18 protein-coding genes and 1 tRNA gene are annotated in these 24,609 nt (G+C 67.2%); 14 read left to right on the top strand and 5 right to left on the bottom strand.

Features of this window, described 5'->3' with window-relative positions; all coding sequences use genetic code 11:
* Nucleotides 1-157 precede the first annotated feature (157 nt).
* A tRNA-Ser gene (locus tag G6N32_RS01180) sits at nucleotides 158-244 on the bottom strand.
* A 17-nt stretch (nucleotides 245-261) separates the two neighbouring features.
* The gene (locus G6N32_RS01175) at nucleotides 262-774 is read right to left on the bottom strand and encodes a MarR family winged helix-turn-helix transcriptional regulator (protein WP_115317718.1); all 513 of its coding nucleotides are present in this window, start codon (nucleotides 772-774) and stop codon (nucleotides 262-264) included.
* Nucleotides 775-838: 64 nt separating this feature from the next.
* Between G6N32_RS01175 and G6N32_RS01170 the strand changes: the two genes are divergently transcribed.
* Entirely contained in the window at nucleotides 839-1,822 is a 984-nt protein-coding gene (locus tag G6N32_RS01170) for an NAD(P)H-quinone oxidoreductase (RefSeq protein WP_115317719.1), read from the top strand.
* A 12-nt stretch (nucleotides 1,823-1,834) separates the two neighbouring features.
* Here G6N32_RS01170 and G6N32_RS01165 read toward each other — a convergent pair whose 3' ends face one another.
* Nucleotides 1,835-3,031: a cysteine desulfurase-like protein gene (locus G6N32_RS01165; RefSeq protein ID WP_115317720.1), complete on the bottom strand. Its 1,197-nt coding sequence runs from the start codon at nucleotides 3,029-3,031 to the stop codon at nucleotides 1,835-1,837.
* Nucleotides 3,032-3,140: 109 nt separating this feature from the next.
* Between G6N32_RS01165 and G6N32_RS01160 the strand changes: the two genes are divergently transcribed.
* From G6N32_RS01160 to wzm, 5 genes are read left to right on the top strand one after another with little or no spacing between them, the layout of a single operon-like run.
* Nucleotides 3,141-5,123 carry a DUF6541 family protein gene (locus G6N32_RS01160; protein ID WP_115317721.1) on the top strand — a complete coding sequence of 661 codons (1,983 nt, stop codon included), beginning with the start codon at nucleotides 3,141-3,143 and terminating at the stop codon, nucleotides 5,121-5,123.
* A gap of 28 nt (nucleotides 5,124-5,151) precedes the next feature.
* A complete protein-coding gene (locus G6N32_RS01155; protein WP_115317722.1) occupies nucleotides 5,152-5,658 on the top strand; it encodes a bacterial proteasome activator family protein in 507 nt (168 codons plus the stop codon).
* Nucleotides 5,659-5,669: 11 nt separating this feature from the next.
* A complete protein-coding gene (gene wzt / locus G6N32_RS01150) occupies nucleotides 5,670-6,494 on the top strand; it encodes a galactan export ABC transporter ATP-binding subunit Wzt/RfbE (RefSeq protein ID WP_115317723.1) in 825 nt (274 codons plus the stop codon).
* Nucleotides 6,491-7,405: a galactofuranosyltransferase GlfT1 gene (glfT1, locus tag G6N32_RS01145; protein WP_115317724.1), complete on the top strand. Its 915-nt coding sequence runs from the start codon at nucleotides 6,491-6,493 to the stop codon at nucleotides 7,403-7,405. The genes wzt and glfT1 overlap by 4 nt, the downstream gene beginning before the upstream one ends.
* Nucleotides 7,402-8,232, top strand: a complete 831-nt coding sequence (gene wzm, locus G6N32_RS01140) for a galactan export ABC transporter permease subunit Wzm/RfbD (protein ID WP_115317725.1) — start codon at nucleotides 7,402-7,404, stop codon at nucleotides 8,230-8,232. Before glfT1 ends, wzm begins: the two co-directional genes overlap by 4 nt.
* Nucleotides 8,233-8,299: 67 nt before the next feature.
* On the opposite strand, the gene G6N32_RS01135 is transcribed toward wzm, so the two are convergent.
* Complete coding sequence (locus tag G6N32_RS01135) at nucleotides 8,300-8,734, bottom strand: pyridoxamine 5'-phosphate oxidase family protein (RefSeq protein WP_115317726.1); 435 nt, start codon at nucleotides 8,732-8,734, stop codon at nucleotides 8,300-8,302.
* A 90-nt stretch (nucleotides 8,735-8,824) separates the two neighbouring features.
* Nucleotides 8,825-9,448, bottom strand: a complete 624-nt coding sequence (locus tag G6N32_RS01130; protein WP_115318911.1) for an HD domain-containing protein — start codon at nucleotides 9,446-9,448, stop codon at nucleotides 8,825-8,827.
* Between the two features lie 107 nt (nucleotides 9,449-9,555).
* Here G6N32_RS01130 and G6N32_RS01125 point away from each other — a divergent pair, with 107 nt between their 5' ends.
* The 8 genes from G6N32_RS01125 (at nucleotide 9,556) to G6N32_RS01090 (ending at nucleotide 24,548) form a co-directional block, all read left to right on the top strand.
* Nucleotides 9,556-9,921 carry a GtrA family protein gene (locus G6N32_RS01125; RefSeq protein ID WP_115318912.1) on the top strand — a complete coding sequence of 122 codons (366 nt, stop codon included), beginning with the start codon at nucleotides 9,556-9,558 and terminating at the stop codon, nucleotides 9,919-9,921.
* A 27-nt stretch (nucleotides 9,922-9,948) separates the two neighbouring features.
* A complete protein-coding gene (locus G6N32_RS01120; protein ID WP_115317727.1) occupies nucleotides 9,949-11,358 on the top strand; it encodes a decaprenylphosphoryl-beta-D-ribose oxidase in 1,410 nt (469 codons plus the stop codon).
* Between the two features lie 19 nt (nucleotides 11,359-11,377).
* On the top strand, nucleotides 11,378-12,157 hold the full coding sequence (locus G6N32_RS01115; RefSeq protein WP_115317728.1) for a decaprenylphospho-beta-D-erythro-pentofuranosid-2-ulose 2-reductase: 780 nt from the start codon (nucleotides 11,378-11,380) through the stop codon (nucleotides 12,155-12,157).
* Nucleotides 12,158-12,201: 44 nt separating this feature from the next.
* Nucleotides 12,202-14,013, top strand: a complete 1,812-nt coding sequence (locus G6N32_RS01110) for a galactan 5-O-arabinofuranosyltransferase (protein ID WP_115318913.1) — start codon at nucleotides 12,202-12,204, stop codon at nucleotides 14,011-14,013.
* Between the two features lie 2 nt (nucleotides 14,014-14,015).
* On the top strand, nucleotides 14,016-17,255 hold the full coding sequence (locus G6N32_RS01105; RefSeq protein ID WP_115317729.1) for an arabinosyltransferase domain-containing protein: 3,240 nt from the start codon (nucleotides 14,016-14,018) through the stop codon (nucleotides 17,253-17,255).
* A gap of 76 nt (nucleotides 17,256-17,331) precedes the next feature.
* Nucleotides 17,332-20,601 (top strand): arabinosyltransferase domain-containing protein, encoded by a 3,270-nt coding sequence (locus tag G6N32_RS01100; RefSeq protein WP_115317730.1) that lies wholly within the window; start codon nucleotides 17,332-17,334, stop codon nucleotides 20,599-20,601.
* On the top strand, nucleotides 20,598-23,777 hold the full coding sequence (locus G6N32_RS01095; protein ID WP_115317731.1) for an arabinosyltransferase domain-containing protein: 3,180 nt from the start codon (nucleotides 20,598-20,600) through the stop codon (nucleotides 23,775-23,777). Before G6N32_RS01100 ends, G6N32_RS01095 begins: the two co-directional genes overlap by 4 nt.
* A gap of 147 nt (nucleotides 23,778-23,924) precedes the next feature.
* Nucleotides 23,925-24,548 (top strand): hypothetical protein, encoded by a 624-nt coding sequence (locus G6N32_RS01090; protein WP_115317732.1) that lies wholly within the window; start codon nucleotides 23,925-23,927, stop codon nucleotides 24,546-24,548.
* Nucleotides 24,549-24,609: the final 61 nt, after the last annotated feature.

The raw sequence follows: 24,609 nt of genomic DNA, 5'->3' as shown, positions 1-24,609 counted from the left end.
TTTCGGACGCCTTAGATCCTTTGTATGCCCGCCCGCGGCTGCAATGCACGCGTCCCAAGCTGATCCACAGAAGTCCTGACCCCGCCCCACAGCTGACCCAGGGCGACATGCCAGGCAGTTCGATGGGCGCTTACAACAAAGCTCGGCGCCCACGCAGCGGTGGCGGAGGGATTTGAACCCCCGGACGGTGTTAGCCGTCTCTCGCTTTCAAGGCGAGTGCATTAGGCCGCTCTGCCACGCCACCGCCGACAAGACTAGCGGTTAGACCCGGCCGACCCTCGTCGAGTTGCCGCCGTTCTTCAAGGCGGCACTGATCCGGCGGCAGTTCTCCCCCATCGCCGCCATCTGCGGGCGAGACAACGGAGTCAGGAAGTTCTCCCGGACCCCCTTGGCGTAGGTCAGCATGGCGTCTTCGACGACCTCACGACCGAGGTCGGTGATACTCGCCAACACCCCGCGACCGTCGTCGGGGCTTGCCTCTCGACGCACCAGCCCCGCGGTCTCCAGCCGGCGAATCTGGCGCGTCACCCGACTCGGCAACGACATCAGCTGTTCGGCAAGATCCCCCATCCGGGCCGCGCCGGTCTCCGAGTTGTCCAGAATTTCCAACAGACGAACGTCGACCAAGCTCAACTTGTGCTTGTCGACGAGCCCCCGATTCAGTGTTCCGTACAGCCGCAGTGCGGCGTCGAGGAAGTTTTGCCAAGATCTCTCCTCGGCTATATCCAACCCCGGCATCTCACTGGCGGTCCGCCCCGCAATCATCCCTCCCATTGCGCAATCGTAAGCGACACAGCGCCGTACGAGGTCGAAATGACTCGGGAGTAACCTGGCGCCCATGTTGGCCATCGTCGCTGAATCATCCGACCGCCTGACCTGGCGCGAAGTGCCCGATGTGTCGCCAGGACCGGGCGAAGTCCTGATCCGGGTGAACACCGCGGGCGTCAACCGGGCCGACCTCCTGCAAGCGGCCGGGAACTACCCGCCACCCCCGGGAGCCAGCAACATCCTCGGTCTCGAGGTGTCCGGCGTCATTGCCGACGTGGGCGAAGGCGTGACGGGATGGGCTGTCGGACAAGACGTTTGCGCGTTGCTGGCCGGCGGCGGTTACGCCGAGTACGTTGCGGTGCCCGCCGGCCAGGTCATGCCCGTCCCCCTCGGTGTCTCGCTGCCCGATGCGGCCGCGCTGCCTGAAGTCGCCTGCACGGTGTGGTCCAACATCGCCATGACCGCACATCTGACCGACGGCGAACTGTTGCTCATCCACGGCGGCGCAAGCGGGATCGGCACCCACGCCATTCAGGTCGCCACCGCACTGGGCAATCGAGTGGCGGTGACGGCGGGTTCACGATCGAAGCTCGACTTGTGCCGCGACCTGGGCGCGGACGTCCTAATCCCTTACCGCGACGAAGATTTCGTCGCGCGCGTCAATAATGCGACCGACGGGCGCGGGGCCGACGTCATCCTCGACATCATGGGTGCGGCCTACCTCGACCGCAACCTCGACGCGTTGGCACCGGACGGGCGGATGACCATCATCGGCATGCAGGGCGGCATCAAAGCGGAATTCAACATTGCCAAGGCGGTCGCCAAGCGACTGCACGTGATCGGTACCTCGTTGCGCGGCCGGCCCATCGACGGACCGCACGGAAAGAAGGCCATCGTCGAGGAGGTGGTGGCCTCGGTATGGCCGATGATCGCCGACGGTCGGGTGCGCCCCATCATCGGCGCGCGGTTCCCCATCGCCGAGGCCGCCGAAGCGCACCGGGTGCTGACCAGTGGCGAGACGTTCGGGAAAGTGTTGCTGACCGTCACCGAGTGACGTGAGCCGGATTCAGCCGAGCGAGGCGAGCGCCCGCACCAGCTGATCGACCTCGGCCATCGTCGAGTAGTGCGCCAAGCCGACGGTCACCGCACCGCCGATGTCGTTGACGCCGATCAGGTCGAGCACCCGCGAGTTGGCGTTGCATACGGCCAGAATGCCGTTGTCCGCCAACCGCTGGACCACTCGCTCGGCAGGCACCCCGGTCACCGCGAAACTGACCACGGGGATGTGCGCCTCCGGCCGGCCGATCACCATCACCAGGGGCAGCGACCGCAGCGAGCCCATCAAGTAGTCGAAGAGTCCGCCGAGATACGCCCCAGCGGATTGCATTGAGAGAGCAAGCCTTTCGCGTCGGCTACCCCGCGCTGACTCGTCCAGTCCGGCCAGATACTCGATGCTTGCCACCACCCCGGCCAGCAGACCGTACTGGTGGCCGCCGAGTTCGAGTCGCTCCGGCCCGCTGGCGTACGGATTCATCGACACCGACCCGAAGCTGTCGATGAGCGACGGGCTGCGGAACACCAGCGCACCGATCGGCGGCCCACCCCATGCCGGTGCGTTGAGCGCGACGACGTCGGCCTCGGTCTCGTCGAGATCCATCAGCTGATAGGGCGCCGCGGCCGAATGGTCCACGACCACCAAACCGCTGACGTCATGCACGAGCTTGGTGACGGCACTCACGTCGGTGATCGTGCCCAAGGTCGAAGACGCCGACGTCATGGCCACCAAGCGGGTGGGCGGCGTGATCAAGCCCTCCCACTGCCACGACGGCAGCTCACCGGTCTCGATGTCGACCTCAGCCCACTTGACCTTGGCCCCATACCGGTTGGCCGCGCGAAGCCACGGCGCGATGTTGGCCTCGTCGTCGAGCCTGCTGACGACCACCTCGTAGCCGATCCCGGCCCGCGAGGACGACGCATCGGCCAGCGACGTCAGCAGGATCGAGCGATCGGCGCCGAGCACCACTCCGCTCGGATCGCCGTTGACCAGGTCGGCCACCGCCTGACGGGCGGCGTCCAGAACAGCGACGCTGCGCCGGGCGGCCGGATGCGGGCTGGCCGTGTTGGGCACCGAACCCCGGAACGCCGTCGAGACCGTGGTGGCCACCGACTCGGGAATGAGCATCCCGGCTTGGGCGTCGAAGCGCATCCACCCGTCGCCCAATGCTGGGTGCAGACCACGCACCCGGGCGACGTCGTATGCCATGAGCCCACCTTAGAGCGTCGGTGATTGCGCTATTGAGACAGCGATGGCGCCTGCGGTCCTCGCCGAAGGGCGATAAGGGCAGGTTCACCTGGCCAGCCATACTAGTCCAGTGAGCTTCGGGTTCGGAGTCCTGATCGCGGTCTTGTTGCTGATCCTGCCGGGTGCAGTGGTCGCCATGGCCGGACGGCTGCGCTGGTACGTCGCACTCGGCGTGGGGCCGGTGCTGACGTACGGCGTTGTGGGCCTGGCCATCATCCCGTTCGGCGCCATCGGCATCCGCTGGAACGCCTGGACGGCGCTGCTGGCACTCGCGATTGTCACGGCCGCCGTGTTCGGTTTGCGGATTCTGCTCGCCAGGTACCGCGCCGCCGACCCGACCGCCGACGAGGTCTCGCTGTGGCCCGCGCTGACGGTGGCCGCCGGAGTGATCCTGGGCGCGCTGTTGATCGGGCTTGCCGCCTGGCGGGGCATGCCGTACTGGCAGTCCATCCCGAGCAACTGGGACTCGGTCTGGCACGCCAACACCATCCGCTGGATCCTCGACACCGGTCAGGCGTCGTCGACTCACATGGGTGAGCTGCGCAACGTCGAAACCCACGCGCAGCTCTACTACCCCTCGGTCTTTCACGCACTGGGTGCCGTGCTGGCACAGCTGACCGGCGCGGCGCCGACCACCGCGTACACGCTCAGCTCGCTGTCTGCGGCGGTCTGGTTGTTCCCGCTCAGCGCGGCCCTGTTGACCTGGCAGCTGCTGCGCTCGCGCGGCACCTCGCAGTGGCGCACCGCGGGTGCGGCGGCCACTGCGGCCGCGCTGTCCGCGTCGTTCACCTCGGTGCCCTACGTCGAATTCGACACCGCCTCGATGCCGAACATGGCGGCCTACGGCCTCGCCATCCCGGCGTTCGTCCTGATCGCGTCATCCCTGCGGAACCGCGATCGCATCCCGATGGCGGTGATCGCGCTGGTGGGCGTCTTCTCCGTGCACATCACCGGCGGCGTCGTGGTGGTCACCTTCGTGGTGGCGTGGTGGCTGCTGGACGCGTTGTGGCGGCCGGTGCTGGGCCGGGCACGCGACTTCATCACGCTGACGATCATCGCGGTGCCCACGCTGGCGGTTCTGCTCCCGCAGTTCCTCGGCGTTCTGCAACAGGCCGAGGTCATCGCCGGGCACGCATTCCTGACCCATCAGGGCCGCAAACGCACGCTGTTCAACGCAATCGTCCAGCACACCCGGCACCTCAACGACTACCCGATCCAGAACATCATCGTCGCGCTGGCGGGCGCCGGCTTCGTCCTGCTGCTGACCAAACGGATCTGGTGGCCGGCGGCGGTCTGGCTGGTGCTGATCGTGTCGATCGTGCATTCCGGAGCGCCTTTCGGTGGCCCGCTCGGCAGCATCATCGGCAAGTACAGCGACCTGTTCTACAGCGATCCCCGGCGACTGTCCGCCGTGGTGACGATGCTGTTGACGCCGATGGCCGGGATCGCGCTCTACTCGCTGGCGTTGGTGCTGGTGGCCGGCGCCCGCCGGTTGACCCGCCGCTGGGCCGCAGCCCGGGAACCCGACCGCGGGTTCTGGATCGGCGTCACTGCGGTGCTGCTTGTCGCGATCAGCGTCGGACTGGCCTGGCACTACTTCCCGCGGCACCGATACCTGATGGGCGAGAAATACGACCAGGTGATCATCGACAACAAGGATCTGGAGGCGATGGCGTATCTGGCGACCCTGCCGGGTGCCCGCGACACCCTGATCGGCGACGCGAACGTCGACGGCACCGCCTGGATGTACGCCGTGGCCGGCCTGCACCCGTTGTGGACGCACTACGACTACCCGGTGCAGCAGGGACCTGGCTACCACCGCTTCATCTTCTGGGCCTACGCCGACGACGCCGACCACGATCCGCGCATCGCCGAGGCGGTGAAGGCACTCAACATCCGCTACGTCCTGACGAGCACACCGGTGGTTCGCGGGTTCGTCATGCCGGACGGACTAGTGTCACTAGACAAGTCCAAGTCGTGGGCGAAGATCTACGACAACGGCGAGGCCCGCATCTACGAATGGCGCGGATCTGCACCGCAGGACACCCGGTAACAATGGGCGACGAGGGAATGCTCACTCCATGACGACGAACACAGACGACGACAACATCGAAATCATCACCGGTGCCGACGAGGGCGAAAGCGACTCCGACGGCCGCTCCGTGACCGACCTGGTGGAGCAGCCGGCCAAGGTGATGCGCATCGGCACGATGATCAAGCAACTGCTCGAAGAGGTGCGCGCCGCACCGCTGGACGACGCCAGCCGCAGCCGGCTGCGCGAGATCCACGCGACCTCGATCCGCGAGCTCGAAGACGGGCTGGCCCCCGAGCTACGCGAAGAGCTCGAGCGCCTCGCCTTGCCGTTCACTGACGACAGCATCCCGTCCGACGCCGAGCTGCGCATCGCCCAGGCGCAGCTGGTCGGCTGGCTCGAGGGCCTGTTCCACGGAATCCAGACCGCGCTGTTCGCCCAGCAGATGGCGGCGCGCGCGCAGCTCGAGCACATGCGCCAGGGAGCCCTGCCGCCCGGTATCGCACAGCCCGGCACGCCCGGAGTCCCCGGTCACGGCACCGGGCAGTACCTCTAGCCGAGACCCCGGTGCCTGCCGACGACCCCTACATCGAAACCCGCGACGCCTGGGTTGAGTTTCCGATCTTCGACGCCAAGACACGGTCGCTGAAGAAGACGTTTCTCGGTGCCGCCGGCGGCGCGATCGGGCGCAACACCGAGAACGTCGTCGTGATCGAGGCCCTACGGGACATCACCCTGTCGCTCAAGATGGGCGACCGCGTCGGCCTCGTCGGCCACAACGGCGCAGGTAAGTCCACGCTGCTGCGATTGCTGTCCGGGATCTACGAACCGACCCGCGGGTCGGCCACGGTCTGCGGCCGGGTCGCGCCGGTGTTCGACCTCGGCGTCGGGATGGATCCGGAGATCTCCGGCTTCGAGAACATCATCATCCGTGGCCTGTTCCTGGGTCAGACCCGCAAGCAGATGATGGCCAAGGTCGACGAGATCGCCGACTTCACCGAACTCGGTGAGTACCTGTCGATGCCGCTGCGCACCTACTCGACCGGTATGCGAGTGCGACTGGCCATGGGTGTCGTCACCAGTATCGACCCCGAGATCCTGCTGCTCGACGAGGGCATCGGCGCGGTGGACGCCGACTTCCTGAAGAAGGCGCAGACGCGGCTGCAGCGGCTGGTCGAGCGCTCCGGAATCCTGGTGTTCGCCAGCCACTCCAACGAGTTCCTGGCGCGGCTGTGCAAGACCGCGATGTGGATCGACCACGGCACCATCAAGATGTCCGGCGGCATCGAGGACGTCGTACGGGCGTACGAGGGCGAGGACGCGGCCCGGCATGTGCGGGAAGTGTTGGACGAGCACAAGTCCGATTGGTCCGACGGGGTCGCCACCCCGTGACCGATCTGGTGTGCGCCGTCGTCGTCACTCATCGCCGCGTCGACGAACTCGCCAAATCGCTCGGTGTGCTGACCACCCAGACCCGGATGGTCGACCACCTGATCGTCGTCGACAACGACAACGACGATCAGGTGCGCGACCTCGTCGCCGGGCAGCCCGTGCCGACCACCTATCTGGGATCCCACCGAAACCTCGGTGGCGCAGGAGGATTCGCGCTGGGCATGCTGCACGCACTGTCGCTGGGCGCGGACTGGGTGTGGCTGGCCGATGACGACGGGCGGCCGATGGACGGCGACGTGCTGGCCACCTTGCTGGCCTGCGCACAGCGCCACGGTCTGGCCGAAGTGTCGCCGATGGTGTGCGATATCGACCACCCGGACCGGTTGGCGTTCCCAGTTCGCCAGGGTCTGGTGTGGCATCGGCACACCGCCGAATTGGGCAGCGAAGACCTGCTCCCCGGGTATGCGTCGCTGTTCAACGGCGCATTGTTTCGCGCGGAAGCCCTTATGGCCGTGGGGATTCCCGATATCCGCTTGTTCATCCGCGGTGACGAGGTCGACATGCACCGTCGACTGGTGTTGTCGGGCTTGCCGTTCGGCACCTGCCTGGCTGCGACCTACCTGCATCCCTACGGCAGTGACGAGTTCAAGCCGATCCTCGGCGGGAAAATGCACACCCAATATCCGGACGATCCGACCAAGCGCTACTTCACCTATCGCAACCGCGGCTACCTGCAGGCACAGCGCGGCATGCGCAAGCTGGTACCGCAGGAGTGGGTGCGATTCGGATGGTTCTTCTTGGTCCAGCGCCGAGACCCGAAAGGCTTCGCCGAATGGATTCGGTTGCGGCGCTTGGGTAGGCACGAAAGGTTCGTCCGGGGCGAGCGAAGCGACGGGAAAGGAACACGATGACGATCGTCGACGCCGCCGCGCAGTCGAAGACCTTCACCCGCGCGTGGGGCGACCTGCTCGACGGGTATCGCAAGCGCGAACTGTGGTTGCACCTCGGCTGGCAGGACATCAAGCAGAAGTACCGCCGCTCGGTGCTCGGCCCGTTCTGGATCACGATCGCGACCGGAACGACCGCGGTCGCGATGGGTGGGCTGTACTCACAGCTGTTCCATCTCAAGCTGTCCGAGCACCTGCCGTATGTGACGCTCGGCCTGATCATCTGGAACATGATCAACGCCGCGATTCTCGAAGGCGCCGACGTGTTCATCGCCAACGAAGGATTGATCAAACAGCTGCCGACCCCGCTGAGCGTGCACGTCTACCGGCTGGTGTGGCGGCAGATGATTCTGTTCGGGCACAACATCGTCATCTATGTGGTGATCGCGATCATCTTCCCGAAACCGTGGTCCTGGGCGGACTTGTCGGCGATCCCGGCGCTGCTGTTGATCATGCTGAACTGCGTCTGGGTCTCGTTCTGCTTCGGCATCCTGGCCACCCGCTACCGCGACATCGGCCCGCTGCTGTTCTCGATCGTGCAGCTGCTGTTCTTCATGACGCCGATCATCTGGAACGACAACACCTTGCAGCAGCAGGGCGCCGGCCGCTGGGCCAAGATCATCGAACTCAACCCACTGCTGCACTACCTCGACATCCTGCGCGCCCCGCTGCTGGGCGCCGATCAGCACTGGCGGCACTGGGCCGTCGTGATCGGACTGACGCTGCTCGGCTGGCTGCTCGCGGCGTTCGCACTGCGGCAGTACCGCGCACGGGTTCCGTACTGGGTGTGACGCGCACCGAGTGTGCGTGTGGACACGAATCCGCTGCGATTTTCGTATCTGAACGCACACTGGGCGGCTAACCGGGGTACGACCCCCGGTCGGGCTCCGGCCCGAACACAAAACGTCTGCCGGACACCTCACTTGGGGTGATCCGCACGAACCGCAGCTTCTCGGTCGCGACCCAGGGCAGCAGTTGCGCGCGCTCCGCTTCGTGAATGTCATCGGCCGCGGTGAGCACACGAGCGGTGCCGCGGATGATGACGCTCCAGCCCTCCGAGACGGTGTGGTCGTCGACTTCGAAGAGCACCTTGTCGTTCATCACCGTGCTGAACAGCTTTGTGCCCTCGGCGGTCCGGAACAGCACCGTGTGGTTCTGCGTCACGAAGTTGACCGGGAAGATCTCCAACTGATCGCCGATCTGGGTGACCAGACGCCCCAGCGCAACGCTTTTCAGGCGATCCCAACTCTCGTCGTCGCTGAGTACCACGATGGGGTCCTGTTCGACTGTCATGTGCGAGATCTTCCCCAGCGAACGTCCACGCCAATAGGGTCGAACGGCCCTTCGCGGTGGTCAGGCGTCACTACCAGCGGCTGACGACCCTCAATCCGTCAGCGTGGCCAGCTCCGCCCGCAGGTTGCCCTGGGCCGATGCCTCCCACTCGCGGCGGGCGTACTCGGTGCGGAAGACACCCGGCCCACCAAGCAGCGCCACCAGCACCTGCACCCGGCCCCGGCGAAACACCTCGCCCGGGACGTGGCTGTACTCGGCCTGAATCGCCGCGGTGTTGCGCTCGTAGCGGTCCCTCGGCACCGCCAACGCTGCCAGGTCGGCATCGGAGAGCACCTCGCCGTTGTGATCGCCGGGCGCGGGATCGTGAGTGATCGTCAGCCGAATCAGGCGGGCCACCTCGTCGACCAACTGCGGCTGCACGCCCAGGCGGGAGAGGTCCTGCTCGGCGAGCTGGGCGCTGCGTTCCTCGTCGTCGGGAAGTCCGGCGTAGATCGCATCGTGGTACCAGGCCGCGAGCCGCACAGCGTCCGGGTCGTCGGCGAATTCGGCCAGCTCCTCGACGTGGCGAAGGATGTCACGCAGGTGCTCGACGGAGTGGTAGTGGCGGTGGGCTTCCGACCAGGAAGCCACCAAGTCGCGGCCCACCTCGGCCACGGCCGGGTCGTCGGTATGCCGGGCCAGAAGCGTCGCCCAGGCGTCAACCAGGTCCTGCACACCACCATCGTGCACTCATCGCCACCCAAAGGGTGAACGGGTACCACCAGTAAGCTTCCGGCGTGGCCGAATCAGCCCCGACGGCATCCCTGAGCCTCAAGACCCAGATGGTGCGTTTCATCGTCACCGGAGGGCTGTCGGCCATCGTCGACTTCGGGCTCTACGTGCTGTTCCTCAAGCTCGGCCTGCAGGTCAACGTGGCCAAGACGCTGAGCTTCATAGCCGGCACGACCACGGCCTACCTGATCAACCGCCGATGGACCTTCCAAGCGCCGCCGAGCACGGCCCGCTTCGTCGCCGTGATCGTGCTCTACGCCCTCACTTATGCGGTACAGGTCGGCATCAACTACCTGTTCTATCTGAAGTTCGCCGGCCATTCCTGGCAGGTCCCGGTGGCCTTCGTCATCGCGCAGGGCACCGCCACAGTCATCAACTTCGTGGTCCAGCGAGCAGTGATATTCAGGTTGAAGTAGTGGGGCCGGGTACCCTTTGGCACTGATATGGCTACCGCACTTCCCCTCACGCCGCGTTCTCTGACCGGATTCGGCCGAACTGCGCCGAGCGTGGCACAGGTGCTCTCCACTCCCGATGTGGAGGTGATCGCCGACGCCGTCCGGCAGGTCGCCGACGCCGATTCCGCCAGCCCGTCGTACCTGCGCCGCGGAATCGTGGCACGCGGCCTCGGCCGCTCGTATGGAGACCAGGCCTGCAACGGCGGCGGCATCATCGTCGACATGACCCGGTTGAACCGGATCCATTCGCTGTCCGCGGACACCGCGGTGGCCGACGTGGACGCCGGGGTGAGCCTGGATCAGCTGATGAAGGCCGCGCTGCCGTTCGGACTGTGGGTGCCGGTCCTGCCAGGCACCCGGCAGGTCACCGTGGGTGGCGCAATCGGATCCGACATCCATGGCAAGAATCACCACAGCGCAGGCAGTTTCGGCAACCACGTGCTGTCGCTGGACCTGCTGATGGCCGACGGCGAGGTTCACACGCTGACGCCAACGGGCGGCTCAGACGAAGACACGGCACTGTTCTGGGCCACGGTCGGCGGAAATGGCTTGACGGGCATCGTGATTCGCGCGCGCATCGCGATGACCCGCACCGAGACGGCGTACTTCATCGCCGACGGTATCGCCACCGCCGATCTGGACGAGACGGTGGCGGTCCACCAGGACGGCAGCGAGGCCAACTACACCTACTCGAGCGCCTGGTTCGATCTGATCAATCCGCCGCCCAAGCTGGGGCGCGCCGCGGTCAGCCGGGGCAGCCTGGCACGACTGGACCAGCTACCGGAGAAGTTGGCGAAGAACCCACTGCAGTTCAGCGCGCCGAAACTGCCTGCGGTGCCGAACCTGTTCCCGGTCAGCGTGATGAACAAGCTCTCACTGAGCCTGGTCGGCGAGGCGTTCTACCGGGTCAGCGGCAACTACCAGAACAAGATCGTCAATCTGACGCAGTTCTACCACATGTTGGACATCACGACCGGGTGGCAATATGCCTACGGCCCAGCCGGTTTCGCGCAGCATCAGTTCCTGGTGCCGCCAGACGCGCTGGACGAATTCAAGGACATCATCCGGTGGATCCAAACCCAGGGCCACTATTCGGCGCTGAACGTGTTCAAGCTCTTCGGTCCCGGTAACCCGGCCCCACTGAGCTTCCCGATGGCCGGCTGGAACGTGGCCATGGACTTCCCGAACAAGCCGGGTGTCAACGGATTCCTCAACGAACTCGACGATCGGGTCATGAAATTCGGGGGACGCGTTTACACCGCCAAGGACTCACGGGTGAACGCCGAGAAGTTCCATCGCATGTATCCGCGGATCGACGAGTGGATTGCACTGCGCCGCAAAGCCGATCCGCACGGCGTGTTCGCCTCTGACATGGCCCGCCGACTCGAACTGCTGTAGAAAGGCATCCCCCACCGACATGATCGACGCCACTGGCAATCCGCAAACCATCCTGCTGCTGGGCGGAACCTCCGAAATCGGACTCGCCATCTGCACGCGCTACCTGCGCAACGCCAAAGCCCGGATCATCTTGGCCGATCTGCCGAACGCACCCAAGCGTGATGCCGCCATCGCCCAGCTGGAAGCGGCCGGCGCCAGTTCGGTCGAGTATCTCGACTTCGACGCACTGGACACCAAGAGTCACCCGGACGTCATCGAAAAAGCTTGGGCCAAGGGTGATGTCGATGTGGCGATCGTCGCGTTCGGCATCCTGGGCGACGCCGAGGAACTCTGGCAGAACCAGTCGAAGGCGGTCCTGAGCGCCCAGATCAACTACACCGCGGCGGTCTCGGTGGGGGTGCTGATCGGTGAGAAGATGCGCACCCAGGGCTTCGGCCAGATCATCGCGATGTCCTCGGTGGCCGGCGAGCGGGTGCGCCGCAACAACTTCGTCTACGGCTCCACCAAGGCCGGCCTGGACGGCTTCTACCTCGGGCTCGGAGAAGCTCTGCGCGAGTACGGGGTCCACGTCCTCGTCATCCGCCCCGGCCAGGTGCGTACCACCACGACGCTGGAGCACTGGAAGGCCACCGGCGCCAAGGAGGCGCCGTTCACGGTCAACGCCGAGGATGTCGCCGATTTGGCTGTCACGTCGGCGGCCAAGGGTAAAACCCTGGTGTGGGCACCCGGCCAGGTGCGTGTGCTGATGTCCGTGATCCGGCACATCCCGCGCCCCATTTTCCGCAAGCTGCCGATCTAGCAGGCCGCCCGGTGTCCAAGGGCGCGCTGGCCACCGTAGGCCAGATGGTTGCGGCAGTCGTTGCAGCCGTGGCCGTTTCGACCGTCGCGCTGATCGCGATCTCTCGGGTGCAGTGGCCGGCCTTCCCGTCGTCGAACCAACTGCACGCGCTGACCACCGTCGGGCAGGTGGGGTGCCTGGTGCTTCTGCTGGGTACCGGATTCGTCTGGCGCAGCGGACGGGAATGGATCGCCCGGATCGCGGCGGCGGTGTTCCTGGCGTCGTTCACGGTGGTCACCCTCGGCATGCCGCTCGGCGCGACCCGCCTCTATCTATTCGGCATCTCCGTCGACCAACAGTTCCGCACCGAGTACCTGACCCGGCTCACGCAGAGCCCAGCACTGCACGACATGACCTATATCGGTCTGCCGCCCTTTTACCCGCCAGGCTGGTTCTGGCTGGGCGGGCGGATTGCCGCCCTGACCGGAACCCCGGGCTGGGAGATGTTGAAGCCGTGGGCGATCGTCTCGATCGCGATTGCCGTCGTTCTCGCGATGACGTTGTGGTCGGCCATGATTCGGTTCGAGTACGCGCTGATCGTCACCGTGGCCACCACCGCAGTGACGCTGGCCTACAGTTCGCCGGAGCCTTACGCCGCGATCATCACCGTCCTCATCCCGCCGGTCCTGGTGCTGGCGTGGTCGGGACTGCGCGGCAAGACCAGAGCCGGAGGCTGGGCTGCCGTCGTCGGGGTCGGAGTGTTCCTCGGCGTCTCGGCCACCTTCTACACCCTGCTCGTCGGCTACACCGCGTTCACGGTCGTGGTGATGGGTTTGATCGTGGCGATCTCGCGGCGCAGCGCCGAACCGATGCTGCGGCTCGTAATCGCCGGCGTCATCGCCCTGGCCATCGCGGCCGTCACTTGGCTGCCGTTCCTGCTGCGAGCTGTCCGGCATCCGCTCAGCGACACCGGCAGCGCCCAGCACTACCTGCCCGCCGACGGCGCGGTCCTCACCTTCCCGATGCTGCAGTTCTCACTGCTGGGAGCGCTGTGCATGCTCGGCACGCTGTGGCTGGTATGGCGGGCGCGTTCTTCCACAAGAGCGGCCGCACTCGGGATCGGCGTGCTGACCGTCTACGGCTGGTCGATGCTGTCGATGCTGACCACGCTGCTCGGCACGACTCTGCTGTCGTTCCGACTGCAACCCACCCTGACCGTTCTGCTGTCGGCGGCCGGGGTGTTCGGGTTCATCGACGTGACGCTGGCGATCGCGGCCCGGACCGACCGCAAGGTCATCGGGGCCGCGGCGGCCATCGGGTTGATCGGGGCCGTCGGCTTCAGCCAGGACATCCCCGACGTGCTGCGCCCCGATCTGACCGTCGCCTACACCGACACCGACGGCTACGGCCAGCGCGGCGACCGGCGACCACCCGGAGCGGAGAAGTACTACGCCGAAGTCGACGCCGCCATCACCAAGATCACCGGCCGGCCCCGGCAGGAAACCGTCGTGCTGACCGCCGACTACAGCTTCCTGTCCTATTACCCGTACTACGGGTTCCAGGGCCTGACGTCGCACTACGCCAACCCGCTTGCCGAGTTCGACAAGCGGGCCGCAGCCATCGAGTCCTGGGCTGATTTGAAGAACGCCGACCAGCTGGCCCATGCGCTCGACACCCTGCCCTGGCAGCCGCCGACGGTGTTCCTGATGCGCCGCGGCGCCAATGACACTTACACCCTGCGGCTGGCCCAGGACGTCTACCCCAACCAGCCCAACGTGCGGCGCTACACCGTCGATTTCGACGTCAGCCTGTTCAGCGGACCGCACTTCACCGTCAAGACGATCGGGCCCTTCGTTGTGGCCATCCGGAATCCGTAGCGATGGCCGTCTCGGACCGCCAATTAATATCTAGCTCCGTGAACGAGACGCGGGCGAAGTACCGGACCGCCCGTCTTGTCGCTGTCATCGCAGGTCTGTTGGGCGCCGGGCTGGCGATCCTCACGCCGCTGCTGCCGGTCAAGCAAACCACCGCAGAACTGAACTGGCCGCAGAATGGGGTGCTGAACAGCGTCACCGCGCCGCTGATCAGCTACGTGGCAACCGATTTGACCATCGACGTGCCGTGTCGCGCAGCCGCCGGGCTGAACAGTCCCGACAAGACGGTGCTGCTGTCCACGGTCCCCAAGCAGGCACCCAAGGCCGTCGACCGCGGCATGCTGATCCAACGCGCCAACGACGTCCTCGTGGTCGTCGTCCGCAACACCCCCGTCGTCGTCGCTCCGATGAGCGAGGTGCTCAGCCCGGCGTGTCAGAAGCTGACGTTCACCGCGCACGCCGACCGGGTGACCGCCGAGTTCGTCGGTCTCACCCAGGGCGCCGACAGCAACGCTCCCGGCAAGCCGCTGGCAGGCGAACGCAGCGGCTACGACTTCAGGCCCCAGATCGTCGGGATCTTCACCGATCTGTCCGGCCCGGCACCGCCAGGGCTGAGTGTGCACGCCACCATCGACACCCGGTACAGCAGCGCCCCGACGGTGCTGAAGATGGCGGCGATGGTGCTCGGCGCGGTGCTGACCATCGTCGCGCTCGGTGCGCTGCACGTCATGGATCGCGCCGACGGTGTCCGGCAGCGGCGTTTCCTGCCGTCGCGCTGGTGGTCGGTGACCCCACTGGACGGATTGGTTCTCGCCGTCCTGGTCTGGTGGCACTTCGTCGGCGCCAACACCTCCGACGATGGCTACATCCTGACCATGGCCCGGGTGTCCGAGCACGCCGGCTACATGGCCAACTACTACCGCTGGTTCGGCACGCCGGAAGCGCCGTTCGGCTGGTACTACGACCTGCTGGCGGTGTGGGCGCATGTCTCGACGTCGAGCGACTGGATGCGGCTGCCGACCCTCGGCATGGCCCTGGTGTGCTGGTGGCTGATCAGCCGTGAGGTGATCCCCCGGCTCGGCCACGCCGTCAAGACCAGCCGCGCTGCCGTCTGGACCGCGGCCGGCATGTTCCTGGCGTTCTGGCTGCCTCTGAACAACGGCCTGCGCCCCGAGCCGATCATCGCGCTGGGCATCCTGCTGACCTGGTGCTCGGTCGAGCGTGGGGTGGCCACCAGTCGGCTGCTTCCCGTCGCGTTCGCCTGCATCATCGGGGCGCTGACGTTGTTCTCGGGCCCCACCGGAATCGCGTCGATCGGTGCGCTGCTGGTGGCGATCGGCCCGCTGCGCACGATCCTGCACCGACGATCCCGGCAGTTCGGACTGCTGCCCCTGCTCGCGCCGATCCTGGCAGCCGGGACAGTCACGCTCATCCTGATCTTCCGGGACCAGACCCTGGTCGGCGAAGTACAGGCCAACGCGCTCAAGTCGGCTGTCGGGCCCAGCCTGAGCTGGTTCGACGAGCACATCCGTTACGAGCGGCTGTTCATGGCGAGCCCCGACGGATCGGTCTCGCGGCGGTTCGCGGTGCTGGCCCTGCTCGTCGCGCTGGCGGTCTCGGTGGCGATGATCCTGCGTCGCGGCCACATCCCCGGAACCGCCGCCGGCCCCAGCCGGCGCATCATCGGGATCACGATCATCTCGTTCCTGGCGATGATGTTCACCCCGACGAAGTGGACGCACCACTTCGGGGTGTTCGCCGGACTGGCCGGGTCCCTGGGCGCGCTGGCCGCGGTCGCCGTCACCGCGCATGTCCTGCGATCCCGAAGAAACCGGGCGATCTTCGCCGCCGCGGTCCTGTTCATCACCGCGCTGTCGTTCGCCAGCGTGAACGGTTGGTGGTACGTCTCGAACTTCGGTGTGCCGTGGTCGAACCAGTTCCCGGAATGGCACTTCGGGTTCACCACGATGCTGCTCGGCCTGACGGTGCTCGCCCTGCTCGTGGCCGCCTGGTTCCACTTCTCCGGCCGCGACACCCGCGTCCCCGCGCGCGCCCGGTGGTGGTCGCGCTTCATCGGCTCGCCGCTGGCGACGATGGCCTGGCTGCTGGTGATCTTCGAGGTGCTCTCGCTGACGCTGGGAATGACCGAACAGTGGCCTGCGTGGTCGGTCGGCCGCTCGAATCTGCAGGCGCTGACCGGTAAGACGTGCGGACTGGCCGACGACGTCCTGGTCGAGGAGGACCCGAACGCCGGGACACTGGCCCCGATCGTCGGCGTGCCGGTGGGCGACGCGCTGGCAGCGACGACGGCCGAGGGCTTCACAGCCAACGGGATCCCCGCCGATGTCTCCGCCGACCCGGTGATGGAGCCACCCGGCGGCGGCAGCTTCGTCGACAGCGACGGCTTGGTCACCAGCAGCGAGGCCGGTACCGAAGGCGGCACCACGGTGGCGGCCGGCGTCAACGGATCCCGCGCCCGGCTGCCCTACGGCCTTGACCCGGCCCGCACCCCGGTGATGGGCAGCTGGCGCCCCGGCGTGCAGCAGCCCGCGGTGCTGCGCTCGGCGTGGTACCAACTGCCTGCCGACTGGACCGCTTCCCCACTGCTGGTCGTCGCGGCCGCGGGCCGATTCGACCAGGACGAGGTCCAGGTGCAGTGGGCGACCGACCAACAGACCGCCGAGGGCAAATCGGGCGGCACGGTGCTGTTCGGCGACGTCGGCGCTGCACCGGCGTGGCGCAACCTGCGCGCCCCGCTGTCGGCGATCCCGCGCGACGCCACCCACATTCGACTCGTCGCCACCGACGACGACCTCTCACCCCAGCACTGGATCGCGATCACCCCGCCGCGCATCCCCAAGCTGCGCAGCCTGCAGGACGTGGTCGGATCGCAGGATCCGGTGCTACTGGATTGGCTTGTCGGACTGGCGTTCCCCTGCCAGCGGCCGCTCGGTCATCAGTACGGCGTCATTGAGCCACCGAAGTGGCGGATCCTGCCGGACCGGTTCGGCGCCGAAGCCAACTCACCTGTGATGGACAACATCGGCGGCGGCCCGCTCGGCATCAGCGAGCTGCTGTACCGCGCGGTCACGGTGCCGAGCTATCTGCGTGACGATTGGTTCCGAGACTGGGGCGCCCTGCAGCGGCTCAACCCGTTCTATCCCGACGCTCAGCCGGCGCGTCTGGATCTCGGCACCGCCACCCGTAGCGGGCTGTGGAGCCCGGCTCCGCTGCGACCTACCTAACATTCGGCTCTCGATTCTCAGGAGCGCCCGCAGGCCTTCCGAACCGACACACCTTCGTCGCCTACCATCGAGCCTCGTGCCAAGCGACAGAGCCGACGTCACCCGGATCGCCCGGCTCGTCGCCGTCGTAGCCGGAATCCTCGGTGTGCTGTTGTGCGGTGTGGTGCCGCTGCTGCCGGTCACGCAGACCACCGCCAGCATCCAGTGGCCGCAGGCGCCCGGCCCGGACGGCCTGGTCAGCGACATCACCGCGCCGCTGGTGTCCGGCGCACCGCAGTCGCTCGAGGTGTCGATCCCCTGCCAGGCCATCGCAACGCTGCCCGCCGAGGGCGGCCTGGTCTTCTCGACGATTCCGCCTGCGGGCATCGACTCCAGCCGCAACGGGCTGTTCGTGCGTGCCAACGCCGCCACCGTCGTCGTCGCGTTCCGTGACACCGTCGCCGCCGTGGCGCCCCGCCCAGCCATCGCCGCGGGCGGCTGCCGCGACCTGCGGATCTGGGCCGGGCCCGGCGGGGTGGGCGCCGACTTCGCCGGCATCCCCGGCGCCACCGGCACCCTCGCGCCGGAGAAAAAGCCACAGGTCGCCGGTGTCTTCACGGATCTGAAAGTCGCGGCGCAGCCGGGCCTGAGCGCCCATATCGACATCGACACCCGGTTCATCACCAGCCCCAGCGCACTCAAGATCGCGGTGATGGTGCTCGGTATCGCCTGTGTGGTCGCGTCGGTGGTCGCGCTCGGCGTGCTCGACCGGAGGGCAGGTCGTCGCGTCCGCGGAGCGTGGCGTCGGGTGTTCACAGCCCGCCCGGCCACCTGGGTGGCCGACGTCGGGGTGATCGGTGGGTTGCTGCTCTGGCATGTCGTCGGCGCCATCTCCTCCGACGACGGCTACAACCTCACGATCGCGCGGGTCTCCGGCGAAGCGGGCTACACCGCCAACTACTTCCGCTACTTCGGAGCCACCGAGGCGCCCTTCGACTGGTATCAGTCGGTGCTCGCCCACCTCGCCGCGATCAGCACCGCCGGCGTCTGGATGCGACTGCCCGCCACGATCGCCGGCATCGGCACCTGGCTGATCCTGAGCCGCTGTGTGCTGCCCCGGCTGGGCAGGCGGTTGTCGCTCAACCGGGTCACGGTATGGACCGCGGGCGCGGTGTTCCTGGCTGCGTGGTTGCCGTTCAACAACGGGCTGCGACCCGAACCGCTGATCGCGTTCGGCGTGCTGGCGGCGTGGATCCTGGTGGAGAACGCCATCGCCACCCGGCGGCTGGTTCCGGCAGCACTGGCGATCGTCGTCGCCGTCTTCAGTGTGACGCTCGCCCCGCAGGGCCTGATCGCGATCGCGCCGCTGCTCGTCGGGGCCCGCGCCGTCGCCCGGGCGATCAAAGCCCGCCGCGGTACCGACGGCCTGCTGGCGCCCCTGGCCGCGCTCGCCGCATCACTGTCGGTCATCTTCGTCGTCGTCTTCCGCGACCAGACCCTGGCGGCTGTCGCCGAATCCGCCCGCATCAAGTACGTGGTCGGCCCGACGATCGCCTGGTACCAGGACTTCCTGCGCTACTACTTCCTGACCGTCGAAGACAATTCGGAAAGCTCACTGACCCGCCGCTTCGCCGTCCTGGTCATGATGCTGTGCCTGTTCGGCATGCTGGCGGTGCTGCTGCGCCGCGGCCATGTGCCCGGGGTGGCCGGCGGCCCGGTGTGGCGGCTGCTCGGCAGCACCGCGATCGGCCTGCTGCTGCTGCACTTCACCCCGACCAAGTGGGCGGTGCAGTTCGGTGCGTTCGCCGGGCTGGCCGGGGCGCTGGGCGCGGTCACCGCGTTCGCCTTCGCCCGCGTCGGCTTGCACAACCGACGCAATCTCGCCCTCTACGTGACCGCCCTGCTCTTTGTCCTGGCGTGGGCGACGTCGGGCACCAACGGCTGGTTCTACGTCGGCAACTACGGCGTGCCCTGGTTCGACCGTCAGCCGGTGATCGCCCACCAGCCCGTGACGACGATGTTCCTCGGATTGGCGATCCTGTCCGGCCTGACCGCCGGCTGGCTGCACTTCCGGATGGACTACGCCGGGCACACCGAGGTCAAGAACACCGGCCGCAACCGGGCTCTGGCGTCGACTCCGCTGTTGGTCTTCGCGATCATCATGGTGCTGCTCGAGGTCGGCTCGATGACCAAGGCCTTTGTGCAGCGCTACCCCGCCTACACCACCGCCGCCGCCAACCTGTCCGCGCTGAAGTCGGGCCTGTCCGACACCAGCTGCGCGATGGCCGACGACGTTCTGGTCGAGGCGGACCCGAATGCCGGTATGTTGCAACCGGTTCCGGGTCAGAAGTGGGGTCAGTACGGGCCGCTCGGCGGGGACAACCCGGTCGGCTTCACGCCTAACGGCATCAGTGACACCCTGGAGCCGGCCGAGCCTTTTGTCGCCAACCCCGGCACCGTCAACTCCGACGGGTCACCCAACAAGCCCAACGCGGGCATCGCCTTCGCGGCAGGCACCGGCGGCGGGTACGGCCCGGTCGGCGTCAACGGCTCGCGGGTCTTCCTGCCGTTCGGGCTCGACCCGAAGACCACCCCGGTGATGGGCAGTTACAACGAGAACACCGTTGCGGCCAAGGCGACTTCGGCGTGGTACCAACTGCCGCCTCGCACCCCGGACCGGCCGCTGGTGACCGTCGCCGCCGCCGGCGCGATCTGGTTCTACGACGAAGAGGGCCAGTTCAACTACGGGCAGTCACTGAAGTTGCAGTGGGGTGTGCAGCGGCCGGACGGCAGCTTCCAGGCGCTGAACTCGGTGCAACCCATCGATGTGATCGCCCAAAAGGCTTGGCGCAACCTGCGTTTCCCGCTGTCGTGGGCACCGCCGGAGGCCAACGTCGCGCGCATCGTCGCCGACGACCCGAACCTGAGTACCGACCAGTGGTTCGGCTTCACCCCGCCGCGGGTGCCGGTGCTGGAGACCGCTCAGCAATTCCTCGGCTCGCAGACGCCGGTGATGATGGACATCGCCACCGCCGCGAACTTCCCGTGCCAGCGCCCGTTCTCCGAGCACCTCGGCGTCGCCGAACTGCCGGAGTACCGGATCCTGCCCAACCTCAAGCAGGTGGTGGTGTCGAGCAATATGTGGCAATCCGCGCGCGCCGGTGGACCGTTCCTGTTCATCCAGGGACTGTTGACCACGGCGACCGTCCCGACGTACCTGCGCGACGACTGGTATCGCGACTGGGGTGCGATCGAGCGATATGTCCGGCTGGTGCCGTCGTCGGAAGCGCCGAACGCCGTCATCGACCAGGGCACCAAGACGGCATTCGGCTGGAGCCGTAGCGGACCGATCAGGGCACTGCCATGACGCGGGACGTGAACATCACCCGCTGGGTGGCCACGGTCGCCGGACTGGTGGGCTTCGTGCTGTCGGTGCTGACTCCGCTGCTGCCGGTGGAACAGACCACCGCGACGCTGAATTGGCCCCAGGCCGGTCAGCTGAATAACGTCACCGCACCGCTGATCTCGCAGGCACCGGTGTCGGTGACCGCGACGGTCCCCTGCGACGTCATCCGGTCCATGCCGCCCGCCGGCGGCCTGGTGCTGGGGCTCGCGCCACAGAAGGGCAAAGAGGCAGCGCTCAATTCGCTGTTCGTCAACGTCAACGCGCAACGCGTCGACATCACCGACCGCAATGTGGTGGTCGCGAGCGTGCCGCGCGCGCGGGCGGTCTCCGCTCAGTGTCAGCGCATCGAGATCACCTCGACGACGGACGGGACATTCGCCACGTTCGTCGGGTTGAACGATCCGACCACAGGCAAGGATCTGCGCAGCGGGTTTGCCGACCCCAACCTGCGGCCGGCGATCGTCGGAGTGTTCACCGATCTGGTCGGTCCGGCGCCGCCGGGGCTGACCGTCTCGGCGACGATCGACACCCGGTTCTCCACAACGCCAACGGTGTTGAAGCTGGCCGCGATGTTGCTGGCGATGACCGCAACCGTGATCGCGCTGGTGGCCCTGTGGCGGCTGGACCGCCTCGACGGGCGCCGCATGCACTCCTGGATTCCACAGCGCTGGCGCACCTTCACCGCGGTCGACGTGACCGTGGTGGCGGGATTCCTGATCTGGCATGTGATCGGAGCCAACTCCTCCGACGACGGCTACATCCTGCAGATGGCCCGCGTCGCCGACCACGCCGGCTACATGTCGAACTACTTCCGCTGGTTCGGCAGCCCCGAAGACCCGTTCGGCTGGTTCTACAACGTGCTGGCGCTGATGACCCACGTCAGCGACGCCAGCATCTGGATGCGCTTGCCGGACTTGGTCTGTGCGCTGGTCTGCTGGCTGCTGCTGTCCCGCGAGGTGCTGCCCCGGCTGGGCCCCGCCGTGATCGCCAGCCGGCCAGCGCTGTGGGCCGCGGGCCTGGTGTTGATGGCGGCGTGGATGCCGTTCAACAACGGCCTGCGCCCCGAGGGCCAGATCGCGACCGGCGCTCTGATCACCTATGTACTCATCGAACGCGCGGTGATCTCCGGCCGGCTGACTCCGGCGGCGCTGGCGATCATCAGCGCGGCGTTCACCCTCGGTATCCAGCCCACCGGCCTGATCGCCGTCGCCGCGTTGATCGCCGGTGGCCGGCCGATCCTGCGAATCCTGGTGCGCAGGCGCGCACTGGTGGGCACCTGGCCGCTGGTGCTGCCACTGCTGGCCGCAGGCACCATCATCCTGACCGTTGTCTTCGCCGACCAGACCCTGGCAACGGTGTTGGAAGCCACCAGGATTCGCACCGATATCGGACCCAGCCAGGCCTGGTACACCGAAAACCTGCGCTACTACTACCTGATCCTGCCGACCGTGGACGGCTCGCTGTCACGACGGTTCGGCTTCCTGATGACCGCGCTGTCGCTGTTCATGTCGATGTTCATCATGTTGCGCCGCAAGCGTGTTCCCGGGGTGGCCCGTGGACCGGTGTGGCGGCTGATGGGCGTCATCTTCGCGACGATGTTCTTCCTGATGTTCACCCCGACCAAGTGGGTGCATCACTTCGGGCTGTTCGCCGCGGTCGGTGCGGCCATGGCTGCGCTGGCCACCGTGCTCGCCTCACCGGCGGTGCTGCGCTGGTCGCGCAACCGGATGACCGTCGTCACCGCGGTGTTCTTCCTGCTGGCGTTGTGCTTCGCCACCACCAACGGCTGGTGGTATGTGTCCAGCTACGGCGCGCCGTTCAACAACGCCATGCCGAAGATCGCCGGAATCACGGTCAGCACAATATTTTTCGCATTGTTCGCGGTCTCGGCTATCTACACGACCTGGCTGCACTTCAGCACCCGTGACCACGGCGAGGGCCGCATTGCCCGGGCCGTGACCACCGCCCCGATCCCGGTGGCGGCCGGATTCATGGTCCTGGTGTTCATCGCCTCGATGGCCGCGGGCGTGGTGCGCCAGTACCCGACCTACTCGAACGCCTGGGCCAACCTGCGATCGTTCTCCGGCGGTTGCGGACTGGCCGACGACGTCTTGGTGGAACCGGACGCCAACGCGGGATTTCTGACCCCGCTGCCCGGCGACTACGGGCCGCTCGGCCCACTGGGCGGCACCAACCCGGTTGGCTTCACGCCCAGCGGCGTGCCGGAACACATTGTGGCCGAGGCGATCCGGATGACCAATCCGCAACCCGGCACGGATTACGACTGGGATCAGCCGATCAAGCTGGACACGCCGGGGGTCAACGGTTCGACCGTGCCCTTGCCCTACGGCCTCGACCCGGCGCGCGTTCCGCTGGCAGGCAGCTACTTCGTCGGCCCGCAGCAGGACGCCACGCTGACCTCCGCGTGGTATCAGTTGCCGCCCAACGACAATGGTCATCCCCTGGTCGTCGTCACCGCCGCAGGCACCATCGCGGGACTCAGCGTGCTCAACGGCTTCACCGACGGGCAGACCATCGAGCTGGAGTACGGCAAGCCCGGACCGGACGGCGCCCCGGTGCCCGCCGGCCGGGTCAGCCCCTACGACCTCGGTCCGGCACCGTCATGGCGCAACCTGCGCTATCCGCGCTCGGAGATCCCGGCCGATGCCACCACCGTGCGCATCGTGGCGCAGGACCGCTCCCTGTCGCAGGGCGACTGGCTGGCCGTGACTCCGCCGCGGGTGCCCGAGCTGCGGTCGGTTCAGGAGTTCGTCGGTTCCACCCAGCCGGTGTTGATGGACTGGGCGGTGGGCCTGGCGTTCCCGTGCCAGCAGCCGATGCTGCACGCCAACGGCGTCACCGAGGTGCCGAAGTTCCGGATCACCCCGGACTACACCGCCAAGAAGCAGGACACCGACACCTGGGAGGACGGTCGTAACGGCGGTCTGCTCGGAATCACCGACCTGCTGCTGCGCGCGCACGTCATGTCGACCTATCTGTCGCATGACTGGGGCCGCGACTGGGGTTCGCTGCGCCAGTTCGAGACGATCGTTCCCGCCGAGCCCGCCCAGATCGAGCTGGGCACGGCAACGCGCAGCGGCCTGTGGAAGCCGGGACCCATCAGGATCAAGCCGTAACGTCGCTCCTGCCCTCCGGAAACATGTCCCGGGTCGCTTCGCTCCTGCCCTCCGGAAACACTTCCCGGGTCGCTTCGCTCCTGCCCTCCGGAAATTCAGTACCGCGGTACTGACATCACTGCGGCCCGGTGTGGCCAGTGTGGGGTCATGGAACACATCTTCAGGAGTCGACCGGTGGTCGCCGCGGTGGCGGCGATCGCTGCAGGCACAGTCATGCTCGCCACCACGACGGCGGAGCCGCCGAAGCCCACCGCCGCGCTCACCCCGCGAGTGTCCGTCGAGGTCGTTCAGCTCGCCGCGCTGCCGGTGGCTGCGGCGGCGGCCGATCAGGTCAGCGTCCGGCCGAGCCTGCCGAACATCGCGGGCGGCGTGATCGCGGGTGCCGGTTCCGGATTCTTCTTCGGTTATATCGGCACCGGACTCGTGGCGCTCAACGTGCTCAACAAGATTCCGGTGCTGGGTCCGGCGCTCACCCCGCTCGTCCCGCTGGCCGGCATCGTGGGTGCGATTGTGGGAATCCCGATCGGCATGGTCGCCGGGGCGCTTGCGGCCGTGCGCAATTGGGTGACCAGCCTGCGCTCGCAGCCCAGCAATTCAGCATCCGCCACCACATCGCACCGCTCGGTGCGACCCGGCCCGCGGCCGGATCGGAAAGTCACCAAGACATCGGAACCCCGAAAAGCCGCGACACCGCAACGGCGCTCCCACCGGCCCGGGTCCGGCCTCGGCCACTCCGGCAGGCCCGCCGCCAAAGCCGTCAGCGGACGCTGACCCGACGGCGGTTCGATCCCGCCGTAACGACGCTCATTCGGCACCTGCGGTGGCACAATCC

The sequence above is a fragment of the Mycolicibacterium aichiense genome, assembly GCF_010726245.1.
In the GTDB taxonomy this organism is placed as follows: Bacteria; Actinomycetota; Actinomycetes; order Mycobacteriales; family Mycobacteriaceae; genus Mycobacterium; species Mycobacterium aichiense.
This window is presented reverse-complemented; position numbering and strand designations above follow the sequence as displayed.